Raw genomic sequence first — 15281 nt, forward strand, 5'->3', positions numbered from 1 at the left:
GCTCAGATACGGCTCGACAGGAGCGTTCCGAGGCCCTGGATGACGGCCCCCGCCGCGATGGCGTGGCCACGGCCGTTCAGATAGGGAGCGGTCGAGCTCCAAGGGCTCGGCCCCGGCGTCACGGGCCGCCGCGCGAGGTCCACGTAGAGCGCCCCGTGCCGCAATGAGATGGCCTCGGTGCGCTCGGCCAGCCGCCGGGCGCGGTACCGCGCTTCGGCCTGGCACTGTTCCAACACGAGATGTGAGCAGGACATGTCGGGCACGCCCATCGTGAGCACCGTGCAGCCGGTGTCGCGCAGCGGGCCGATCATACGGCTCAGCTCGATCTCCACCGCGTGGGCGTCGAAGGAGTCGCCGAGGACGTCGGTTCCCCCGCAGGCGATCACCGCGAGGGTGGGCTTGAGGGTCAGCGCCCTGGCGAGCTGACGGGCCCGTACGTCAGCGGCCAGCAGACCCCGCTTGCCCAGGTTGATGTAGGCCAGTTCGGGATGGACGGCCCGCAGCGTGTTCGAGACGCGGTCCGCCCACGACCTGCGCCGGAATCCCTCCATGGGCTCCCCGACTCCCTCGGCCGCTCCGTCGCCGATCACCACGAGGCGATGCCAGGGGGAGCCCGACACCAGCCGCTGGGCTTCTTCCTCGGGCAGGCAGCACGGATCGTCGATCTCTCTCGGAGCCGCGACCGATACGCTGCCACGCACGCGTGCCTTCACTCCGCCACCCGCAGGATCTCGGCGTACGGCCCCGACCAGTCGGTGTCGCGGTCCAGCCCTTCGAAGAACGGCTCCGACGAGGAGTGGGTGGCCAGGACCCGGGCGACGCCACCGCCGCGGTCGGCCGGCCCGCTGCGGGCCATCGCCTGCCGCCCCGCGACCGCCGCCATGTCGACGGCCGGCTCCGGTGGCGGCAGGCGGATTCCCAGACCGGCGATGCAGATGTCGTTCCAGCGCACAGGTGCCAACTCCCTCAGTGGAATGAATCCCGGGCCGTGCGGTCAGACCGTCGGCCGGTCCCGCCGTTTGTCGAGCACCATCAGTGCCACGTTCTCGATGGTCCGGAAATTGTCCGGGCTCATGTCCCGGGGCGACATGGTCACCTCGTACCGCTCGCCGGGCCGAGGCGTCCGGGATCATGTGTCTGGGCAGCCGCTCGGCGCGGTGCCGCTTCAGCGTCAGGAGTCCTGGCGGGCTCCCGTCGGGGACCACGGCGGCGACGATCCGCGGGGCGGTGCCTGCGCCCTCCACGAGCCCGGCCCGCCTCGCCGCCCCCGGGGCGCCGGGACAGGCCCGCCTCGATCTCGCCGAGTTCCACCCGGTGGCCTCGCACCGTGACCATCTGGTCGAGGCGTCCGCGGTACTCGAAGCCGCCGTCCGCCCGCACACGGACGATGTCGCCGTTCCAGTGGGGGCCCTTGTGCGCGCCGGGACCCCAGTAGCCCGCCATGGCGGAGAGCCCGCCGATCGGCACGGCCTCGCCGCCGGACCGCACAGAGCCCCAGCAGACCCAGTTCACCGCAGTGCTTCCACGTCGTACTCCTTGGCCTGATCAGGCTGCCGATCCAGAGACATCTGGCCTCGCTGTTGGGGCGGGAGGAAGCTGAAGGGGCCGTGAAGGGCCGGTGCACGGCCACGAGCGCTCTACCAAGTGACCGGCAGCTCCTCGATGCCGCCGAGGTGGGCGTAGGAGCGCCAGCGCAGATCCTCGAAGGGCACCGCGAGACGCAGGTCGGGGAAGCGCGGGAGGAGGGCGCTCAGCGCGCTCTCCAGTTCGACGCGGGCCAGCGAGGAGCCGACGCAGAAGTGCGTGCCGAAGCCGAAGGCGAGGTGCGGGTTGCTCTCGCGGTGGATGTCGAGCCGCTCCGGCTCCGGGAAGACCGAGGGGTCCCGGTTGGCCGTACTGATCGACGCGACGACCGCGGTCCCCGCCGGCACCTGCCCGCCGCCCAGTTCGACGTCCTCGGTCGCGATGCGCAGGAACGAGCCGTCTCCGGGCTCGTTGAGCCGCACCAGCTCCTCGATCGCCCGCGGGATCAGTGACGGGTCCGCCCGCAGTTCAGCGAGTGCCTCCGGGTTGCGCAGCAGTGTGACGACCCCGCCGCCGAGCGAGGTCACCGTGGTGTCGTGGCCCGCGAGGAGCAGGATCACGCCGAGGCTCACGAGCTCGTTCTCCGTCAGCTTCCCGTCCGTGTCCCGAGCGTGCACGAGGGCGCTGAGCAGATCCTCGCCGGGATCCCGCCGCTTGGTCTCGATCAGCCCGGCCAGATAGGCACGCATCTCACCGTTGGCCCGGCCGACCTCCTCCAGCGGGTACTTCGCGTACGACATGAAGTGGTCGCACCACCGGCCGAACTTCATGTGGTCGGCATAGGGCACCCCCAGCAGATCGCAGATGACCTGCAAGGCGAGCGGCCGCCCCAGGAGTTCGTTGAGGTCACCGGGCGGCGTCGCGGCCTCCATCGCGTCGAGGAGCTCGGCCACCTGCTTCTCTATCTTCGGGCGCATGGACTCGACGCGTCGCCGGCTGAACTCCCGGTTGATGAGCCCCCGCAGCCGCGTGTGGCGCGGCGGGTCGATGCTGATGACGCTGTCCTGGTCGGGCTCGGCGAGCTGGGAGCGCGGAGCGCCGGGCTCGAACAGCGCGTCGCGGCTGAAGCGAGGGTCGGAGAGCACGGTCCTGACGTCGTCGTACGCGCTGACGAACAGCGCGGGGAACCCCGTGGCCAGAGTGATGGGGCAGACCGGCGCCTCCTGCTGGAGCCGCTTGTACTCCTCAGGCGGATCGGTGACCGTCGTCCGCTGGACCGGATAGGTGAGGTGCGGTGGCTGTGCAGACACGAGCAGCAGACCTTTCGCCGGATACGGGGGAGAGACGCGTGCGCGGGGGTCGCGGTCGGCTGCCGCGTGATGCCACGCCGCCGACGCCGTCACCGTCACCACTGGGCCTCTTGTCCGAGCAACCGTGTCAGCCGACTCTGAGATGCCGCTGATATACCCCCTGGGCGCCCGCCGTCAGGCACCGCGCCGTGCCGTGGGACCGGCGACGAGGCCGGTCTCGCGCACCGTGACGCTCACCCGGCCCCCGCGGATGCCCAGTTCGGCCGGGGCGGTGCCGGGCAGGGTGCGCACCACCGAGTGGTAGGCCATCCGCGCCGGGCCGCCGAAGACGAACAGGTCGCCGCTGTGCAGCGTCACGTCCTGCCAGGGGCGCGTGCGCGTCTCGTTGTTCCCGAAGCGGAACACGCAACTGTCCCCGAGGCTGAACGAGACCACCGGCGCGCTGTTCTCCTCGGCACGGTCCTGGTGCATTCCCAGTCGGGCCCGGTCGTCGTAGAAGTTCACGATCGAGGCATCGGCGGTGTGTGCCCGGGGGCTTCGGCACACCTCCCGGTCGAGTGCGGCGGCCTCGGTGACGGCGTCGCGCGTGAGCTCGGCGAGCCAGCCGGGCAGCGGTTTGACCGGGACCGAGTCAGGCGTGGTCCGCGTGTATCCGAAGCCCACGGAGTAGTGCCAGCCGAGGCAGACCGACTGCACGCGCATCGGGGTGCCGTCGGGCATCACCGGGCGGTGCAGTCCCGCGGCTCCGCGGGCCCACTCCCGGCAGGCATCGAGCAGCGTCCGCTGCCGTTCGGCGTCGAGCCACCGCGGGAGCAGCACCGCGCCGTCGCGCAGCACGAGCGGTGGGCGTCCGAAGAGCGCGTCCTGGTCCTGGTGGATCAACGTGTGTCCCCCATGGCGGCCCACAGGTGCTGAACGGCGTACGAGCGCCACGGGCGCCAGGCCTCGGCCCGGTCATCGGCCGGCGGTACCGCGTCGGCGGAGACCTGCCGGAACACGTCGTGCGGCGTCGGCGGCTCCGTTTCCCCGGGCACGAGCACATCGGGGTCGCCCAGTGCCCGCATTCTGATCACGGCGACGGTCCGCGGTCCGATGCCGTCGACCTTGAGCAGTTTCCTGGTGGCCTCGTCCCGGTCGACGCCGCGGTCGAGGACCAGGTCCTCGGTGGCGAGTGCGGTGGCGATCGCCTTGACGAGGAGTCCCCGCTCGTGGGTGCTCGCCAGCTCAACCGGCGCCGGCTGCGCGAGGGTCTCGACTGCGGGGAACGTATGCGTGATCCCGCTGATCTCCCTGGTCAGCGGTTTGCCGTAGCGGGCGACGAGCAGTGCCGCGTCGTTCCTGGCCTCCTGCTGGTCCGCGTCCTGGGCCAGCACCGCGCGCACGGCGCACTCGGCCGGGTCCACCGAGCCGGGCACCCTGCGGCCCGGGGCGCGTGCGACGAGCGGGGCGAGGAGCGGATCGCGCGCGAGTACCTCGTCGACGGACCCGGGGTCGGCGTCCAGGTCGAGGAGGTCGCGGCACCGCTGGACGGCGGCGGTCATGTCGCGCAGGTCCTGGAGGTGCAGCTCGCACTCCAGGAAGCCGCGCCCCGGGGGCTGGAGTGTTCTGCCCCCGGGGCGTCCGGCCGCCTTGAAGAGTGTGGCGACGGCGGGGCCGTGCGGGAGGGACAGCGCCCGGTGGTAGACACCGTCGGTGTACTCCTCGATGCCCTGCACCGCCTCGTCGCCGAGCTGACCGAAGAGCGCCCCGAGGTCCAGCGGGGTGCGGTACGGCAGTTGGATGCGGATGCCGTGGCCCCACGGCCGGGCGGGCGCGCCCGTGCGCGGGCGGCGGGCGGTGGCGCGGGCCCGCAGCTCCGTCGGAGGCATCGAGAAGATCGCCCGGATGTTGTCGTTGAACTGCCGGATGCTGGTGTATCCCGCCGCGAACGCGACCTCGCTGACGTGCAGGTCGGTGGTCTCGAGGAGGAGCTGCGCGGTGCGCGCCCGCTGGGCCCTGGCGAGTGCGAGCGGGCCCGCGCCGACCTCGGCGACGAGCTGCCGTTGGAGCTGGCGCTCGCTGTAGTTCAGCCGAGCGGCGAGGCCGCCGACGCCCTCGCGGTCCATGAGGCCGTCGGCGATCAGACGCATCGCACGACCGACCAGGTCGGCTCTGCTGTTCCACTCCGGCGACCCGGGGGTCGCGTCGGGCCGGCAGCGCTTGCAGGCGCGGAACCCGGCGGCCTGTGCGGCGGCCGCCGTCCGGTGGAAACGCATGTTGACACGCTTGGGTGTCATGGCCGGGCAGGACGGACGGCAGTAGATGCCCGTGCTCGCCACTCCGATGTACAACCGCCCGTCGAACCGGCTGTCGTTGCTCAGAGCGGCCCGGTAATGGAGCTCCTCTTCCGTCATCTGTCCACCATGGAGTCATGAGGAGGGCAATGCCAGCAGAAATCCGACATCAACGTCCGTGTGGCCGGGACGTGGTGCAGGGGATGCGGTCCAGGATCCCGGCATGGCGGCTCGTCGGTGAGCGACGGCCGGCCGAGCCCCGCGGAATCCCGGGGTCCGGGAACGCCATCGGATCGCGGTTCGCCGCGCCCACCATCAGGATGATTCCGTCGCCCCGCTCGAAGTCTCGGCCGTCGAACTCCCTTCTCTGGAGGGCCACTTGGAGAGCCACTCGGTAGGTCAGCAACGAGCCGGGTTCAGCGGAGGCCTTCGCGCCCGGCCCTCGCCGGTCGGGGTCAGCCACTCTTGGTGGTGGCTCCTCGCGTCGGTGTGGCGGCGGCGGGAGCCGAGGGCTTGGGTGGGCGGGGCTTCATGGACAGTCCCAGACCGGTCAGGCCGGCGATCCCCGCCGACACCGTGCAGAAGAGCACCACATGGGCGTACGTGGTGGTGGCGGACGCGTCCCCAGCGGCGACGATCGAGGCGAGCCCCGCGATGCCCAGCGCGCCGCCCACTTGGCGCGCCGCCATGTTGAGCCCGGTCGCGCCGGCGAACTGCTCGGGAGCCACGGACAGGGCCGCCGCCGTCGAGACGCCGGTGCTCACCGCGCCCATGCCGAAGCCCGCGATGATGCCCGTCGGCACCCAGAGGTCCATCAGGTGCGGCTCGGCGGACAGCACGGCCATGAGCCACACCCCGACCCCCATGATGAGCAGGCACCCGCCGCACACCATCAGCCGCGGTGATGCGCGCCTGCCGAGCACGCGGCCGATGCCGATGGCCGCGAGCGCCGAGAACAAGGCGCCGGGGCTGACGGCGAAACCGGCCTTCAGCTCCGAGTACCGCCAGACGTTCACCAGGAACAGCACCCCCCACAGCAGCCACGCGTAGAGCGCCGCGCCGAAGAAGAACGAGACGACGTTCGACAGGGAGAAGGTCCGGCTCCGCCACAGGGCGGTGTCGATCGCGGGGATCGGCTGGGTCCGTGCCCGCACTACGCCGTACGCGAGCACGCCGATCCCCGCCAGCAGGCATCCCAGCGTCAAAGGGTCGCCCCATCCCCAGTCCGACCCTTGTGTCACTCCGAGGACCACGCCCCCCATGCCGAGCGCCAGGGCGAGCGAGCCCAGGATGTCGGGGACGCGGCCGGCGGGCGGCCGGGACATCTGGACGGCGCGCACACCGATTATCAGCGCGATACCGAGCGGCACATTGACGAGGAAGACGGCCCGCCAGCCGAACGCGTCGATGAGGACACCGCCGAGGCTGGGGCCGACCGCCGCGGCGGCGGACCCGGAAGCACTCCACAGGCCGATGGCCGCCATGCGGCGCGCCGGAGGCGTGTTGAACAGGATCACCGCGAGCGACGCGGGGATCATGGCCGCCGCGCCCGCGCCCTGCACCGCACGGGAGACCAGGAGGAAGGGCAGGTTCGGCGCGACGGCGCACAACAGGGATGCCAGCGCGAAGATCCCGACACCCGCGCTGTAGATCGTTCGCCACCCCACAGCGTCCGCGAGCCGTCCGGCCGGGGCCAGCAGTGCCGCGAAGAAGATGGCGTACAGCGTGATGACCCAGGAGAAATCGGCGATCGACGCGCCCCGGAAGGTCTCCTGCATGTCGGCGACGGCCAGGTTGGTGATCGTGGAGTCGAGGATCGCCAGGAACATGGCGCCGGCCGCGAGCGCGGCGATCGTCAGGTACCCCGGCTGCCGCGTGGAGGCCTCGCCCCCGCTCACGCGGCGCCCTCCGTGGCGCGCCGCGGACGGGTCAGCAACTCGCCCCCGCAGTTGGGGCATCGACCGCCCCCGCTTTCGGCGCACGTGACGCAGAACGTGCACTCGTAGCTGCAGATCTTGGCAGGGGTTCCGAATGCGAGCGCGGTACCGCACTTCTCGCACGTGGGCTTCATTTCGAGCATCAGCAGTGTCCTCCAGAAGAGTCGGAGCCATGCAATCCTGACGGACCCCGGATGCGATGTCTGGCAGATTTCGGTCGGCAACGTTCCGTGAGGGCAGGAGAGTTGATGTCGGCGGTCCCCTGGCGCGGCGCCGGGAATTGCGCGAAGGTCACCCCCTGGCCAAGCCGCACGTGGGTCGTACATCCGCTGCCGCGCGAGCCGTTCCCGGCAACTGTCCGGAACGACCTGTGGAGGGAATCACCAGTGAGCGAGACCGTTGTCCTGGCGGGCGCCCGCACACCCCTGGCGCTTCCGTTCGGCAGCCTGCGGGCGCTGTCCGCCGCCCAGTTGGGCACCGTGGCGATCCGTGCGGCACTGGAGCGGGCCCGGGTGCCTGCCGACGAGGTCGATCAGGTGCTCCTCGGGCATACGGGCGCCGACGCCTCCGACGGCCGTGCCGCACGCACGGCGATGGTCGACGCGGGGATCCCGCCCGAGGTGCCCCTGCGCGTCATCGTGAGGATGTCACTGTCGGGTCTGAACGCCATCGCCCTGGCCGACCGTCTGATCCGCTCCGGCACCAGGGACATCGTCGTCGCCGGCGGCATGGAGTCCATGACCGCCTCACGCCCGGCCCTCGAAGCCCCCGCGTCGTCCCGCCCTGCGTGTCCGCGGCGCCGACCGCTGAAGCTGGACCGGCGCACCCAGGACGAGATCGCCGCGCTGTCCCACGAGCGTGCTGCCGCAGCCCAGCTCAAGGGCCTCTTCGGGGAGGAGATCGTGCCGGTCGCGCTGCCCCGGCGCGCCGGAGGCGGCTTCGTCCGCAGCGACGAGGGCGTCCGGCACGACCTCGACGCCGGGACGCTGGCCGCGGCCGAACCGCTGTACTTTCCGGACGGCACGGTCACGGCCGCCAACACCTCGTCGGCGGCCGACGGGGCCGCGGCGGTGGTGCTGATGCGCCGCTCGCTCGCGCAGGAGCGCGGCCTGGACTGGCTCGCCGAACTCGTCGGGCACGGCGAAGTGTCGGGCCGTGCGGACGGCCTGCACCTGCAACCTTCGCTCGCCATCCGCCAGGCTCTCGCTCGGCTCGGCCTCAAGGTGCGAGACCTCAACCTCATCGAGATCAACGAGACGTTCGCGGCCGTCGTGGCCCAGGCGGTGAGCGTGCTGTGCACCGGCGTGAACCGCATCAACCCGCATGGCGGAGCCATCGCTCTCGGGCATCCGACCAGCACGTCGGGGGCGCGCATCGTGCTCCACCTGGCGCACTCCCTGCACCGCAGGGGCGGCGGTCTCGGAGCGGCGGGCGTCTGCGGCGAAGGCAGCCTCGGGGAGGCCTTGTTGCTCCGGTCCGGCGGCCACTGAACCGGTTGGGCAGTCGCTGGCACCACGGTCTCAGCGGCGTGCCAGTGGCGGCTGCCAGTGTTCCTCCCGAGGTTCTTCGACGAGGGAGGAGAGTGGTGGCATGCCCGCACCTCGATGGGCCCGTACGGCGCTGGTCCTCGTGAATCCGGTGGCCGGCGCGGTCGACGCGCACCTTGTCGAGGAGGTGACGCGCCGCTGCCGCTCCCACGTGGACGACGTGGACCTGATCACCACCCAGGGTCCGGGCGAGGCGGCGGACGCGGCGGCGAAAGCATGCGAGAACGGCATCGACGTGATCGTCGTTCTCGGGGGTGACGGCACGACACGGGACGTGGCGTCCGGTATCGCCCGCGCACGCCTGCGGAGCCCCCGGAGCACGGTCACGGCCGGCACCGCCATGGTCAACCTGCCCGCGGGGACCGGCAACTCCTTCTACCGCGAGATCTGGTCGGACCACCCCTGGCGGGGCGCCCTGGAAGGCGCGCTCGCGACGGAGCGTCCACGGATCCGCAGGATCGACATGGCGCGGATCGTCGAGACGGGCACCTTGGTACTGCTCGGCGCGTGCTCCGGTCTGGTCGCCGAGGCACTGGTGACGGCGGGAGGGCTCCGGGATCTGACGGGCCGGGAGCGATACCGCGCGGCCGTGGCACAGACTTTGCGGACGTTCCGGCCTTATCCGGGCCGGGTGACGGTGGACGGAGTGATCGTCCACCAAGGCACCGCGGTGCTCGCCAACGTCGGCGGAGGCCGCTACCGAGGCGGTCAGTTCAAGGTGCTGCCGCGCTCCGAGCTCGACGACGGCCTGCTGGACGTGTGCGTCGTGGGCGGTGAGCTCGACCCCGCGGCGCTCCCGGGCCTGACAGCCGACGGAAGCCATGTGGATCGCCCCGAGACCGTCTATGCCAGGGGCCGCCGCATCGTCCTGGAGCGCACCGACGGCGCGCCCCTGACCTTCGAGCACGACGGTGAACTCCCCGCCACCGACGCCGGTCGCTACACGATCGAGGTGCTGCCCGACATCCTTCCCGTCCTTGCCGCACCGGGCGTATGAGCGAGGGCCAGAGGAAAGCCGAACACGGAGGACTGGTCATGAATGCCAGCAATGTCCCCGATGGGACGCCGGAGAGCACAAGCTGGACGTTTCCCACCGCCGGTGACAATTTCTTCTCCTGGGAGTACGACACGGGACGCGAACGGCTGCTCAACCTCTACCAGAAAGGAAAGGACAAGCAGTGGGACAGCACGCAGCGCATCGACTGGGAACTTGAGGTCGACCCCTACGACGCCCTCGGAACACCCGAGAAGACCCTGGCGCTGTACGGGTCCCGGCAGTACGAGAAGCTGAACGCGCGTGAGCGGCAGGAAATGCGTCAGCACATGGCGGCCTGGGAATTCAGTCAGTTCCTGCACGGCGAACAGGGCGCGATGATCTGCTCAGCCCGCATCGTCCAGTCGGTGCCCGACATCGACTCCAAGTTCTTCGCGGCGACCCAGGTGATGGACGAGGCCCGGCACGCCGAGATATTCACTCGTTTCCTGAACGAGAAGATCGGCATGACCTATCCGATCAACCCGCATCTCAAGTCCCTCCTTGAAGACTCCCTCAACGACTCCCGCTGGGACATGCCCTACCTGGGAATGCAGGTCCTCATCGAGGGACTTGCGCTCGCGGCCTTCGGGATTCTGCGCGACCGGACCGACAAGCCGCTGCCCAAACAGATCCTCGCGTACGTGATGCAGGACGAGGCACGGCATGTGGCGTTCGGCCGACTGGGGCTGCGCGACTACTACGCCGAGCTGTCGAGCAAGGAGATCGCGGAGCGCGAGGAGTTCGTCATCGAGGGCTGTCATCTGATGCGGGACCGCTTCCGCATGCAGGAGGTGTGGGAGAACCTCGGCTTCGACATGAAGGAGTGCATGGAGTACATGAACCGAGGACCGCGGATGCGTGCCTTCCGGTCACTGCTCTTCGCACGCATCGTGCCGTGCGTGAGGGACATCGGACTGTGGGGCCAGCCGGTCCGGGACGCCTATGACCGCATGGGGGTCCTGGACATGGCCAACAGCGACCTGGTCAAACTCATGGAGTCCGACGAGGCACAGGCAGACGAGCTGGACAGGGAGCGCCGCGACACCATCGCCCGCACGGCGGAGGTCGAGGAGAGCATCGCGCTCGGCGAGGCGGCCTTTGAGGACGCGCCCTTGGAATCCCCCTCCGGGCGGCAGACATGAGCACGACTCCCGCCACGGCCGATCAGAGCGGAAGACCACGTCCGGCGTTCCTGACGGACTGCTCCCCGACCCGGTTCCGGCGCCGACTGAGCCCGCTGTCCCGGACCCCGCACACCGGACGGATCGGTGAGGCCTGGCATCTCGCCGCCCGGCGCGGCCGGTTCGGCCCGGTGATCGTCGACCGCGCGCCCGACGTCGACCCGGACGGGCCCCTGGTACGCGGCTATGCCGAGTGGGCGTCGCTGGTGGACGAGCTGACCGCACGGCTCCACGCGCTGGGGGTCCGTGCGTGGGACCGGGTCGCCGTCGTGAAGCGCAACCATCTCGACGTGGCGCTGCTCGCCTCCGCCGCCGCGCGGCTCGGCGCGATACCGGCGCTGATCACGGACAACCACCCCGCCGAGACCCTCGTCGTGCTGCTCGAACGCCTGGAGCGCCCCTTCCTGGTGGCGGACAGGAACACCCTGGAGCGGTTGGGCCTGGACGAGGAGGGCCTTGCCGCGCTGACGGAACGCACCGCCTGTGTGGGCGCGCCTCCGCCGGACCTGCCCCAGGTGCCCGACCTCGCGGACCTGGCCGACGGACCGGCGCCACAGGTGAGCATGCGCAGGCCGCACGAGCCGATGGTCATCACCCACACGTCGGGCACGACCGGGGTGCCCAAGTTGGTGCTCCACTCGGCGGAGTCCCTCTACTCCCTGGGCCTGGTCGAGACCGAGCGGTGGCCGCTCTTCCGGCTGCGCGGGAACGACACCGTGGCGTTCTGCCACCCGTATTCGCACCAGCGCGTCATCACCGGTCTGCTTCCCCTGACCACCGTCGGGCCGAAGCTGCTGATGCTGTCGGACCCGGAGTCACCCCAGGCCCACCAGCTCCTCGCCCAGCACGCCCCGACGCTCGTGGAGACACTGCCGAACGCCTTCCTGGCCTGGGAGGAACTGGCCCGTGACCCGCGTCGGCCGTTCCGCAACGTCCGCCTGTACGTCAACTCCTTCGACGCCATCCACACCCGTACCGTGCGGATCTTCCTGGCGGCCACCGACCGCAGGCTGCCCGTCTGGGTGCAGTCGTGGAGTCAGACGGAGGCCGGGGCCGTCGCCATCCGCCCGTATGTGCGCGGTTCGGTGAGGCGGCGCGGACGCCGGCCGTCGCCGACGCAGAACGTGGGGTGGCCGATACCGGGATTCGGCAAGGTTCGCGCCGTGGACCCGGACAGCGGTGACGCCGTACCGGCCGGGCAGGTGGGTCTGATCCAGTTCTCGGCGCCCGGCCGCTGCCTCGGCTACGTCGGCGAGCAGAAGCGGCACACCGACAAGTGCGAGGGCCCGTGGTGGGACCTCGGTGACATGGCCGTCATCGGCCGCTGGGGATCGGTCCGCCTGATCGACCGTGAGATCGACCGGATTCCCGGCACGAGCGCGCTGGAGATCGAGGACCTGCTTCTGGACCGGTTGCCGCAGATCACCGAGGTGGTCGTGCTCGCCGTGCGGGACGGCAACCCGCAACCCGTACTCAGCGTGCGCGAAGGAGCCGACATCGCACCCGGGCAGTGGCGTCGGGCGACCGCGGACCTGCCGGTCATGGCGGCGCCCGTCCGCATCGGATGGGACGAGTTTCCACGCACCGCGACGTGGAAGATCCGCCGCACGATGCTGCGCGAGCAGCTCCTCGCGGGGACCGCGGGGATCGGCATCGGACGGTGGACGTGACAGCGGTGACAGGGCACTCGAGGTGCCGGACAGGGGCTGCGCAGTGCTGATGAACCGCATCGAGAAGGCGGCGATCGACAACGCCGGCCGCCGGGCGCTGCAACGCCACTACGAGTTCCCCCGGTTGCTGCGGCTCGCAGGCGGGCCACTGCCGCCCGGCGCACACGCGGTGGAGATCGGCTGCGGTTCCGGCTACGGCACCCAGCTGATCCTGGAGAAGTTCCGCGCGGCGCGGGTGGACGCCGTGGACCTGGACCCCGGCATGGTCGCCAAGGCGCGCCGCCGACTGGCCCGGCACCACGCGGACCGGACGCGGGTCACCGTGGGAGACGCGACGGACCTGCGGTCCGCCTTCGACGCCGCCGACGGTTCGTACGACGCTGTGTTCGATTTTGCGATCATCCATCATGTGCCGAACTGGCGTGACGCGGTGGCCGAGGTCGCCCGTGTACTCAAGCCGGGTGGCCTGTTCGCCTTCGAGGAGGTGACGGCGCACGCGCTCGCCAGGCCCAGCTACCGGCTGCTGTTCGATCACCCCGACGAGGATCGTTTCACGGCAGGGCAGTTCCTTTCCGAACTGCATCGGCAGGGCCTGACGGTACGCGACGCCGTGACCCTCATCAGCGGGGACTACCTGCTCGGAGCCGCCGAGCGCCGGGTCTGACGGAGGCGTCCGCCCCCGTCGTCGCCCGCTGAGAAGATCGTCTCAGCGCCGTGCAAGCCGGAACTGCCATGCTGTGACTCGTCACCCGCCAAGGGTGGCAAGGAGAGATGCCCATAGCGGCCCAATGGGGACCGGAGTCCGCTCCGGTCAGGGGTTCTGCCCCACGCAGGTTCGAATCCTGCTCTCTCCGCTGCACCCGTCTTCACGCTCCCGCCTTGAGAACGCGATCGCGAAGGTGCCCTGGAGAGCAGGGCGGGTGGGAAACATAGGGCCTCTCGCCTCGTTGTTTCCGCGCGAACGGCGGTCCAGCGGGTATCGGCACCCCGCTGCCGAGCCCCGACGGTGTCAACGCGCGGCGCGCTGGAGCGGTTCCTCACCACACGCCCCTCTGCTTCGAAGCCCCCTCGCGTTACAGCCCCGCCGCGTCCTTCTGCCGGAAGGCCGTCCAGGCCTGCCGCGGCACGTCCTTCCGCAGGAGGACGTCGGCCGCGGTGCACGCCAGTGCCTGCGCCGCGGCCAGCATCACGTCCCGCCCGCGTGGCCCGGCGGCCGCCTGTGCGAACTGGGGTGTGTGATCGGAGCCGTCGGAGCCCATGATGGCGACGAACGGATGGATCGCCGGCACGCGCGTGCTGACGTTGCCGATGTCCGATGAGCCCAGGTGGACGCCCGGCGCGGGCTCCGACAGCTGGATGCCCGCCCGGCCCAGGTGGTGGGCGAACAGCCCGGACAGCACCTCGTTGTCACGGAAGTGCTCGTACCGGCCGCCCACGTCGGTCACTTCCGCCCTCGTACGGGTGGCAAGGGCGACGCCCTGCGCGCAGGAACGCAGCTCCTCCACCAGTTCCTCCAGCGCTGACGTGGTCCCTCCGCGCAATCCGAACAGGCCTTCCGCGTACGCGGGGACGATGTTCGTGGCCCGGCCCCCGTCCGTGACGATGCCCTGGATGTGCGATCCGGCGGGCAGCCGCCTGTCGAGTACGCCGAGCGTGTTGAAGAGCTGGATCAGTGCCCCCAACGCGTCGATCCCCTCCGTCGGATTGCCGGTCGGGTGCGCGGCCCGCCCGTGGAAACCCACCCGGACCTGCGCGCTGGCCGTCAGCGGCGCCCACGACCAGTCGTAGACGCCCGGATGGAACATCAGCGCCGCGTCCACCCCGTCGAACAGGCCCGCCGCCACCTCCGCGACCTTGCCGCCGCCGCTCTCCTCCGCCGGTGTCCCGACGGCCAGGAGAGTCCCGTCGATCTCGCCGAGCGCGGCCCGCACGGCGAGTGCCGCACCGAGGCCTGCCGACGCGATCAGGTTGTGGCCGCAGGCGTGCCCGAGCAGCGGCAGCGCGTCGTACTCCATCAACAGGGCGACGCGGGGCCCTTCGCCTGGCGAGGCCCCCATGGTCTCCATGGCTCCCGTGCCCGTACGGGCGGCGAAGGCGGTCGGCAGCCCGGCCACCCCGCGCTCCACACGGAAACCCTCCCGTTCGAGCTCACCGGCCAGCAGGCGGGCCGCCCGGTGCTCCTCGTAGGCGGTCTCCGGTTCCCGGTGCAGGGCGAGGCTCACGTCCCAGAGCCGGTCGGCGCGAGCGGCCACCTCCTGTCCGACGGGGGCGTACACGGAATCCATGGTCTCTGGCACGTCGGCCTCCTCGGGCCTGGGCAGTCGCTGCGCATACGCACGTATTCCACCGGAAGCGGTGCGCGAAGCCTGCGCCGCGGGCCGGTCGCGCACCCGACCGCGCGAGGCATCCGTCCCTTGGCCGCCGCCGGCACCTGGTGGTGGAAGTCGCGCCGGCACGGTCGCCGGACGAAGTCCGGTCGATGCCGTCGCACAGCCATGCCCTCCAAAGCGCCCGGCCCTCGCTCTCGCCGCCGCGTGCGAGCCCGGCGAGACGCCGGTGATGCCGTCGCGCGCGGGGACGGGCCGCGAGCGGACGTGGTCGGGGACGCGTACGGTGCGCGGGGCGCCGAGGACGGCCCGTACGCCGTGCGCGGACCAGCGGCGGAGGGACAGGGTGAAGACGGGTGATCACGGCGTCGTGAACGTGCGGCCGGCGGCCGTCCGCCCCAAGCGCCTCGCACAGCCGCCGGTCGAGGTCGGCCAGACAGTCGGCGAGGAACGCCTCCCGGTTCGGCCCCGCGAAC

The 15281-nt window shown here is 71.2% G+C and carries 14 protein-coding genes and 1 tRNA gene; 6 read left to right on the top strand and 9 right to left on the bottom strand.

The genetic code is table 11. The features are described 5' to 3' along the window. Positions 1-2 precede the first annotated feature (2 nt). From ACWDZ7_RS14430 to ACWDZ7_RS14465, 8 genes are all read right to left on the bottom strand, one after another. Complete coding sequence (locus ACWDZ7_RS14430) at positions 3-701, bottom strand: SGNH/GDSL hydrolase family protein (protein WP_451797003.1); 699 nt, start codon at positions 699-701, stop codon at positions 3-5. Between the two features lie 8 nt (positions 702-709). Continuing rightward, positions 710-952: a hypothetical protein gene (locus tag ACWDZ7_RS14435; protein WP_451797005.1), complete on the bottom strand. Its 243-nt coding sequence runs from the start codon at positions 950-952 to the stop codon at positions 710-712. Between the two features lie 140 nt (positions 953-1092). Next, the gene (locus tag ACWDZ7_RS14440; RefSeq protein ID WP_451797006.1) at positions 1093-1512 is read right to left on the bottom strand and encodes a hypothetical protein; all 420 of its coding nucleotides are present in this window, start codon (positions 1510-1512) and stop codon (positions 1093-1095) included. Positions 1513-1637: 125 nt separating this feature from the next. Next, positions 1638-2834, bottom strand: a complete 1197-nt coding sequence (locus ACWDZ7_RS14445) for a cytochrome P450 (protein WP_451797008.1) — start codon at positions 2832-2834, stop codon at positions 1638-1640. Positions 2835-3008: 174 nt separating this feature from the next. Then, complete coding sequence (locus ACWDZ7_RS14450; RefSeq protein ID WP_451797010.1) at positions 3009-3716, bottom strand: alpha-ketoglutarate-dependent dioxygenase AlkB; 708 nt, start codon at positions 3714-3716, stop codon at positions 3009-3011. After that, entirely contained in the window at positions 3713-5227 is a 1515-nt protein-coding gene (locus tag ACWDZ7_RS14455) for an AlkA N-terminal domain-containing protein (protein ID WP_451797012.1), read from the bottom strand. Before ACWDZ7_RS14455 ends, ACWDZ7_RS14450 begins: the two co-directional genes overlap by 4 nt. Before the next feature lie 335 nt (positions 5228-5562). Then, on the bottom strand, positions 5563-7005 hold the full coding sequence (locus ACWDZ7_RS14460; protein ID WP_451797014.1) for an MFS transporter: 1443 nt from the start codon (positions 7003-7005) through the stop codon (positions 5563-5565). Continuing rightward, complete coding sequence (locus ACWDZ7_RS14465) at positions 7002-7370, bottom strand: DUF1272 domain-containing protein (protein ID WP_451797015.1); 369 nt, start codon at positions 7368-7370, stop codon at positions 7002-7004. Before ACWDZ7_RS14465 ends, ACWDZ7_RS14460 begins: the two co-directional genes overlap by 4 nt. A 60-nt stretch (positions 7371-7430) precedes the next feature. Here ACWDZ7_RS14465 and ACWDZ7_RS14470 point away from each other — a divergent pair, with 60 nt between their 5' ends. From ACWDZ7_RS14470 to ACWDZ7_RS14495, 6 genes are all read left to right on the top strand, one after another. After that, the gene (locus ACWDZ7_RS14470) at positions 7431-8534 is read left to right on the top strand and encodes a thiolase family protein (RefSeq protein ID WP_451797017.1); all 1104 of its coding nucleotides are present in this window, start codon (positions 7431-7433) and stop codon (positions 8532-8534) included. A 100-nt stretch (positions 8535-8634) separates the two neighbouring features. Continuing rightward, the gene (locus ACWDZ7_RS14475) at positions 8635-9588 is read left to right on the top strand and encodes a diacylglycerol/lipid kinase family protein (RefSeq protein ID WP_451797019.1); all 954 of its coding nucleotides are present in this window, start codon (positions 8635-8637) and stop codon (positions 9586-9588) included. A 38-nt stretch (positions 9589-9626) separates the two neighbouring features. Next, positions 9627-10769 carry a ferritin-like domain-containing protein gene (locus ACWDZ7_RS14480; protein ID WP_451797020.1) on the top strand — a complete coding sequence of 381 codons (1143 nt, stop codon included), beginning with the start codon at positions 9627-9629 and terminating at the stop codon, positions 10767-10769. Beyond that, complete coding sequence (locus tag ACWDZ7_RS14485) at positions 10766-12478, top strand: AMP-binding protein (RefSeq protein WP_451797021.1); 1713 nt, start codon at positions 10766-10768, stop codon at positions 12476-12478. Before ACWDZ7_RS14480 ends, ACWDZ7_RS14485 begins: the two co-directional genes overlap by 4 nt. 49 nt (positions 12479-12527) lie before the next feature. Further along, positions 12528-13142 carry a class I SAM-dependent methyltransferase gene (locus tag ACWDZ7_RS14490; RefSeq protein WP_451797023.1) on the top strand — a complete coding sequence of 205 codons (615 nt, stop codon included), beginning with the start codon at positions 12528-12530 and terminating at the stop codon, positions 13140-13142. 101 nt (positions 13143-13243) lie between these two features. Continuing rightward, positions 13244-13332 (top strand) — tRNA-OTHER (locus tag ACWDZ7_RS14495). Between the two features lie 219 nt (positions 13333-13551). On the opposite strand, the gene ACWDZ7_RS14500 is transcribed toward ACWDZ7_RS14495, so the two are convergent. Beyond that, entirely contained in the window at positions 13552-14763 is a 1212-nt protein-coding gene (locus ACWDZ7_RS14500) for an amidohydrolase (protein ID WP_451797106.1), read from the bottom strand. Between the last annotated feature and the right edge of the window lie 518 nt (positions 14764-15281).

The organism is Streptomyces sp. NPDC003032, assembly GCF_053591415.1.

Bases quoted from the DNA above. Each gene is read 5' to 3' on its own strand.
- ACWDZ7_RS14480 (WP_451797020.1), top strand. From the start codon at position 9,627: ATGAATGCCAGCAATGTCCCCGATGGGACGCCGGAGAGCACAAGCTGG.
- ACWDZ7_RS14455 (WP_451797012.1), bottom strand. From the start codon at position 5,227: ATGACGGAAGAGGAGCTCCATTACCGGGCCGCTCTGAGCAACGACAGC.
- ACWDZ7_RS14490 (WP_451797023.1), top strand. From the start codon at position 12,528: ATGAACCGCATCGAGAAGGCGGCGATCGACAACGCCGGCCGCCGGGCG.
- ACWDZ7_RS14465 (WP_451797015.1), bottom strand. From the start codon at position 7,370: ATGTACGACCCACGTGCGGCTTGGCCAGGGGGTGACCTTCGCGCAATT.
- ACWDZ7_RS14475 (WP_451797019.1), top strand. From the start codon at position 8,635: ATGCCCGCACCTCGATGGGCCCGTACGGCGCTGGTCCTCGTGAATCCG.
- ACWDZ7_RS14485 (WP_451797021.1), top strand. From the start codon at position 10,766: ATGAGCACGACTCCCGCCACGGCCGATCAGAGCGGAAGACCACGTCCG.
- ACWDZ7_RS14500 (WP_451797106.1), bottom strand. From the start codon at position 14,763: ATGGATTCCGTGTACGCCCCCGTCGGACAGGAGGTGGCCGCTCGCGCC.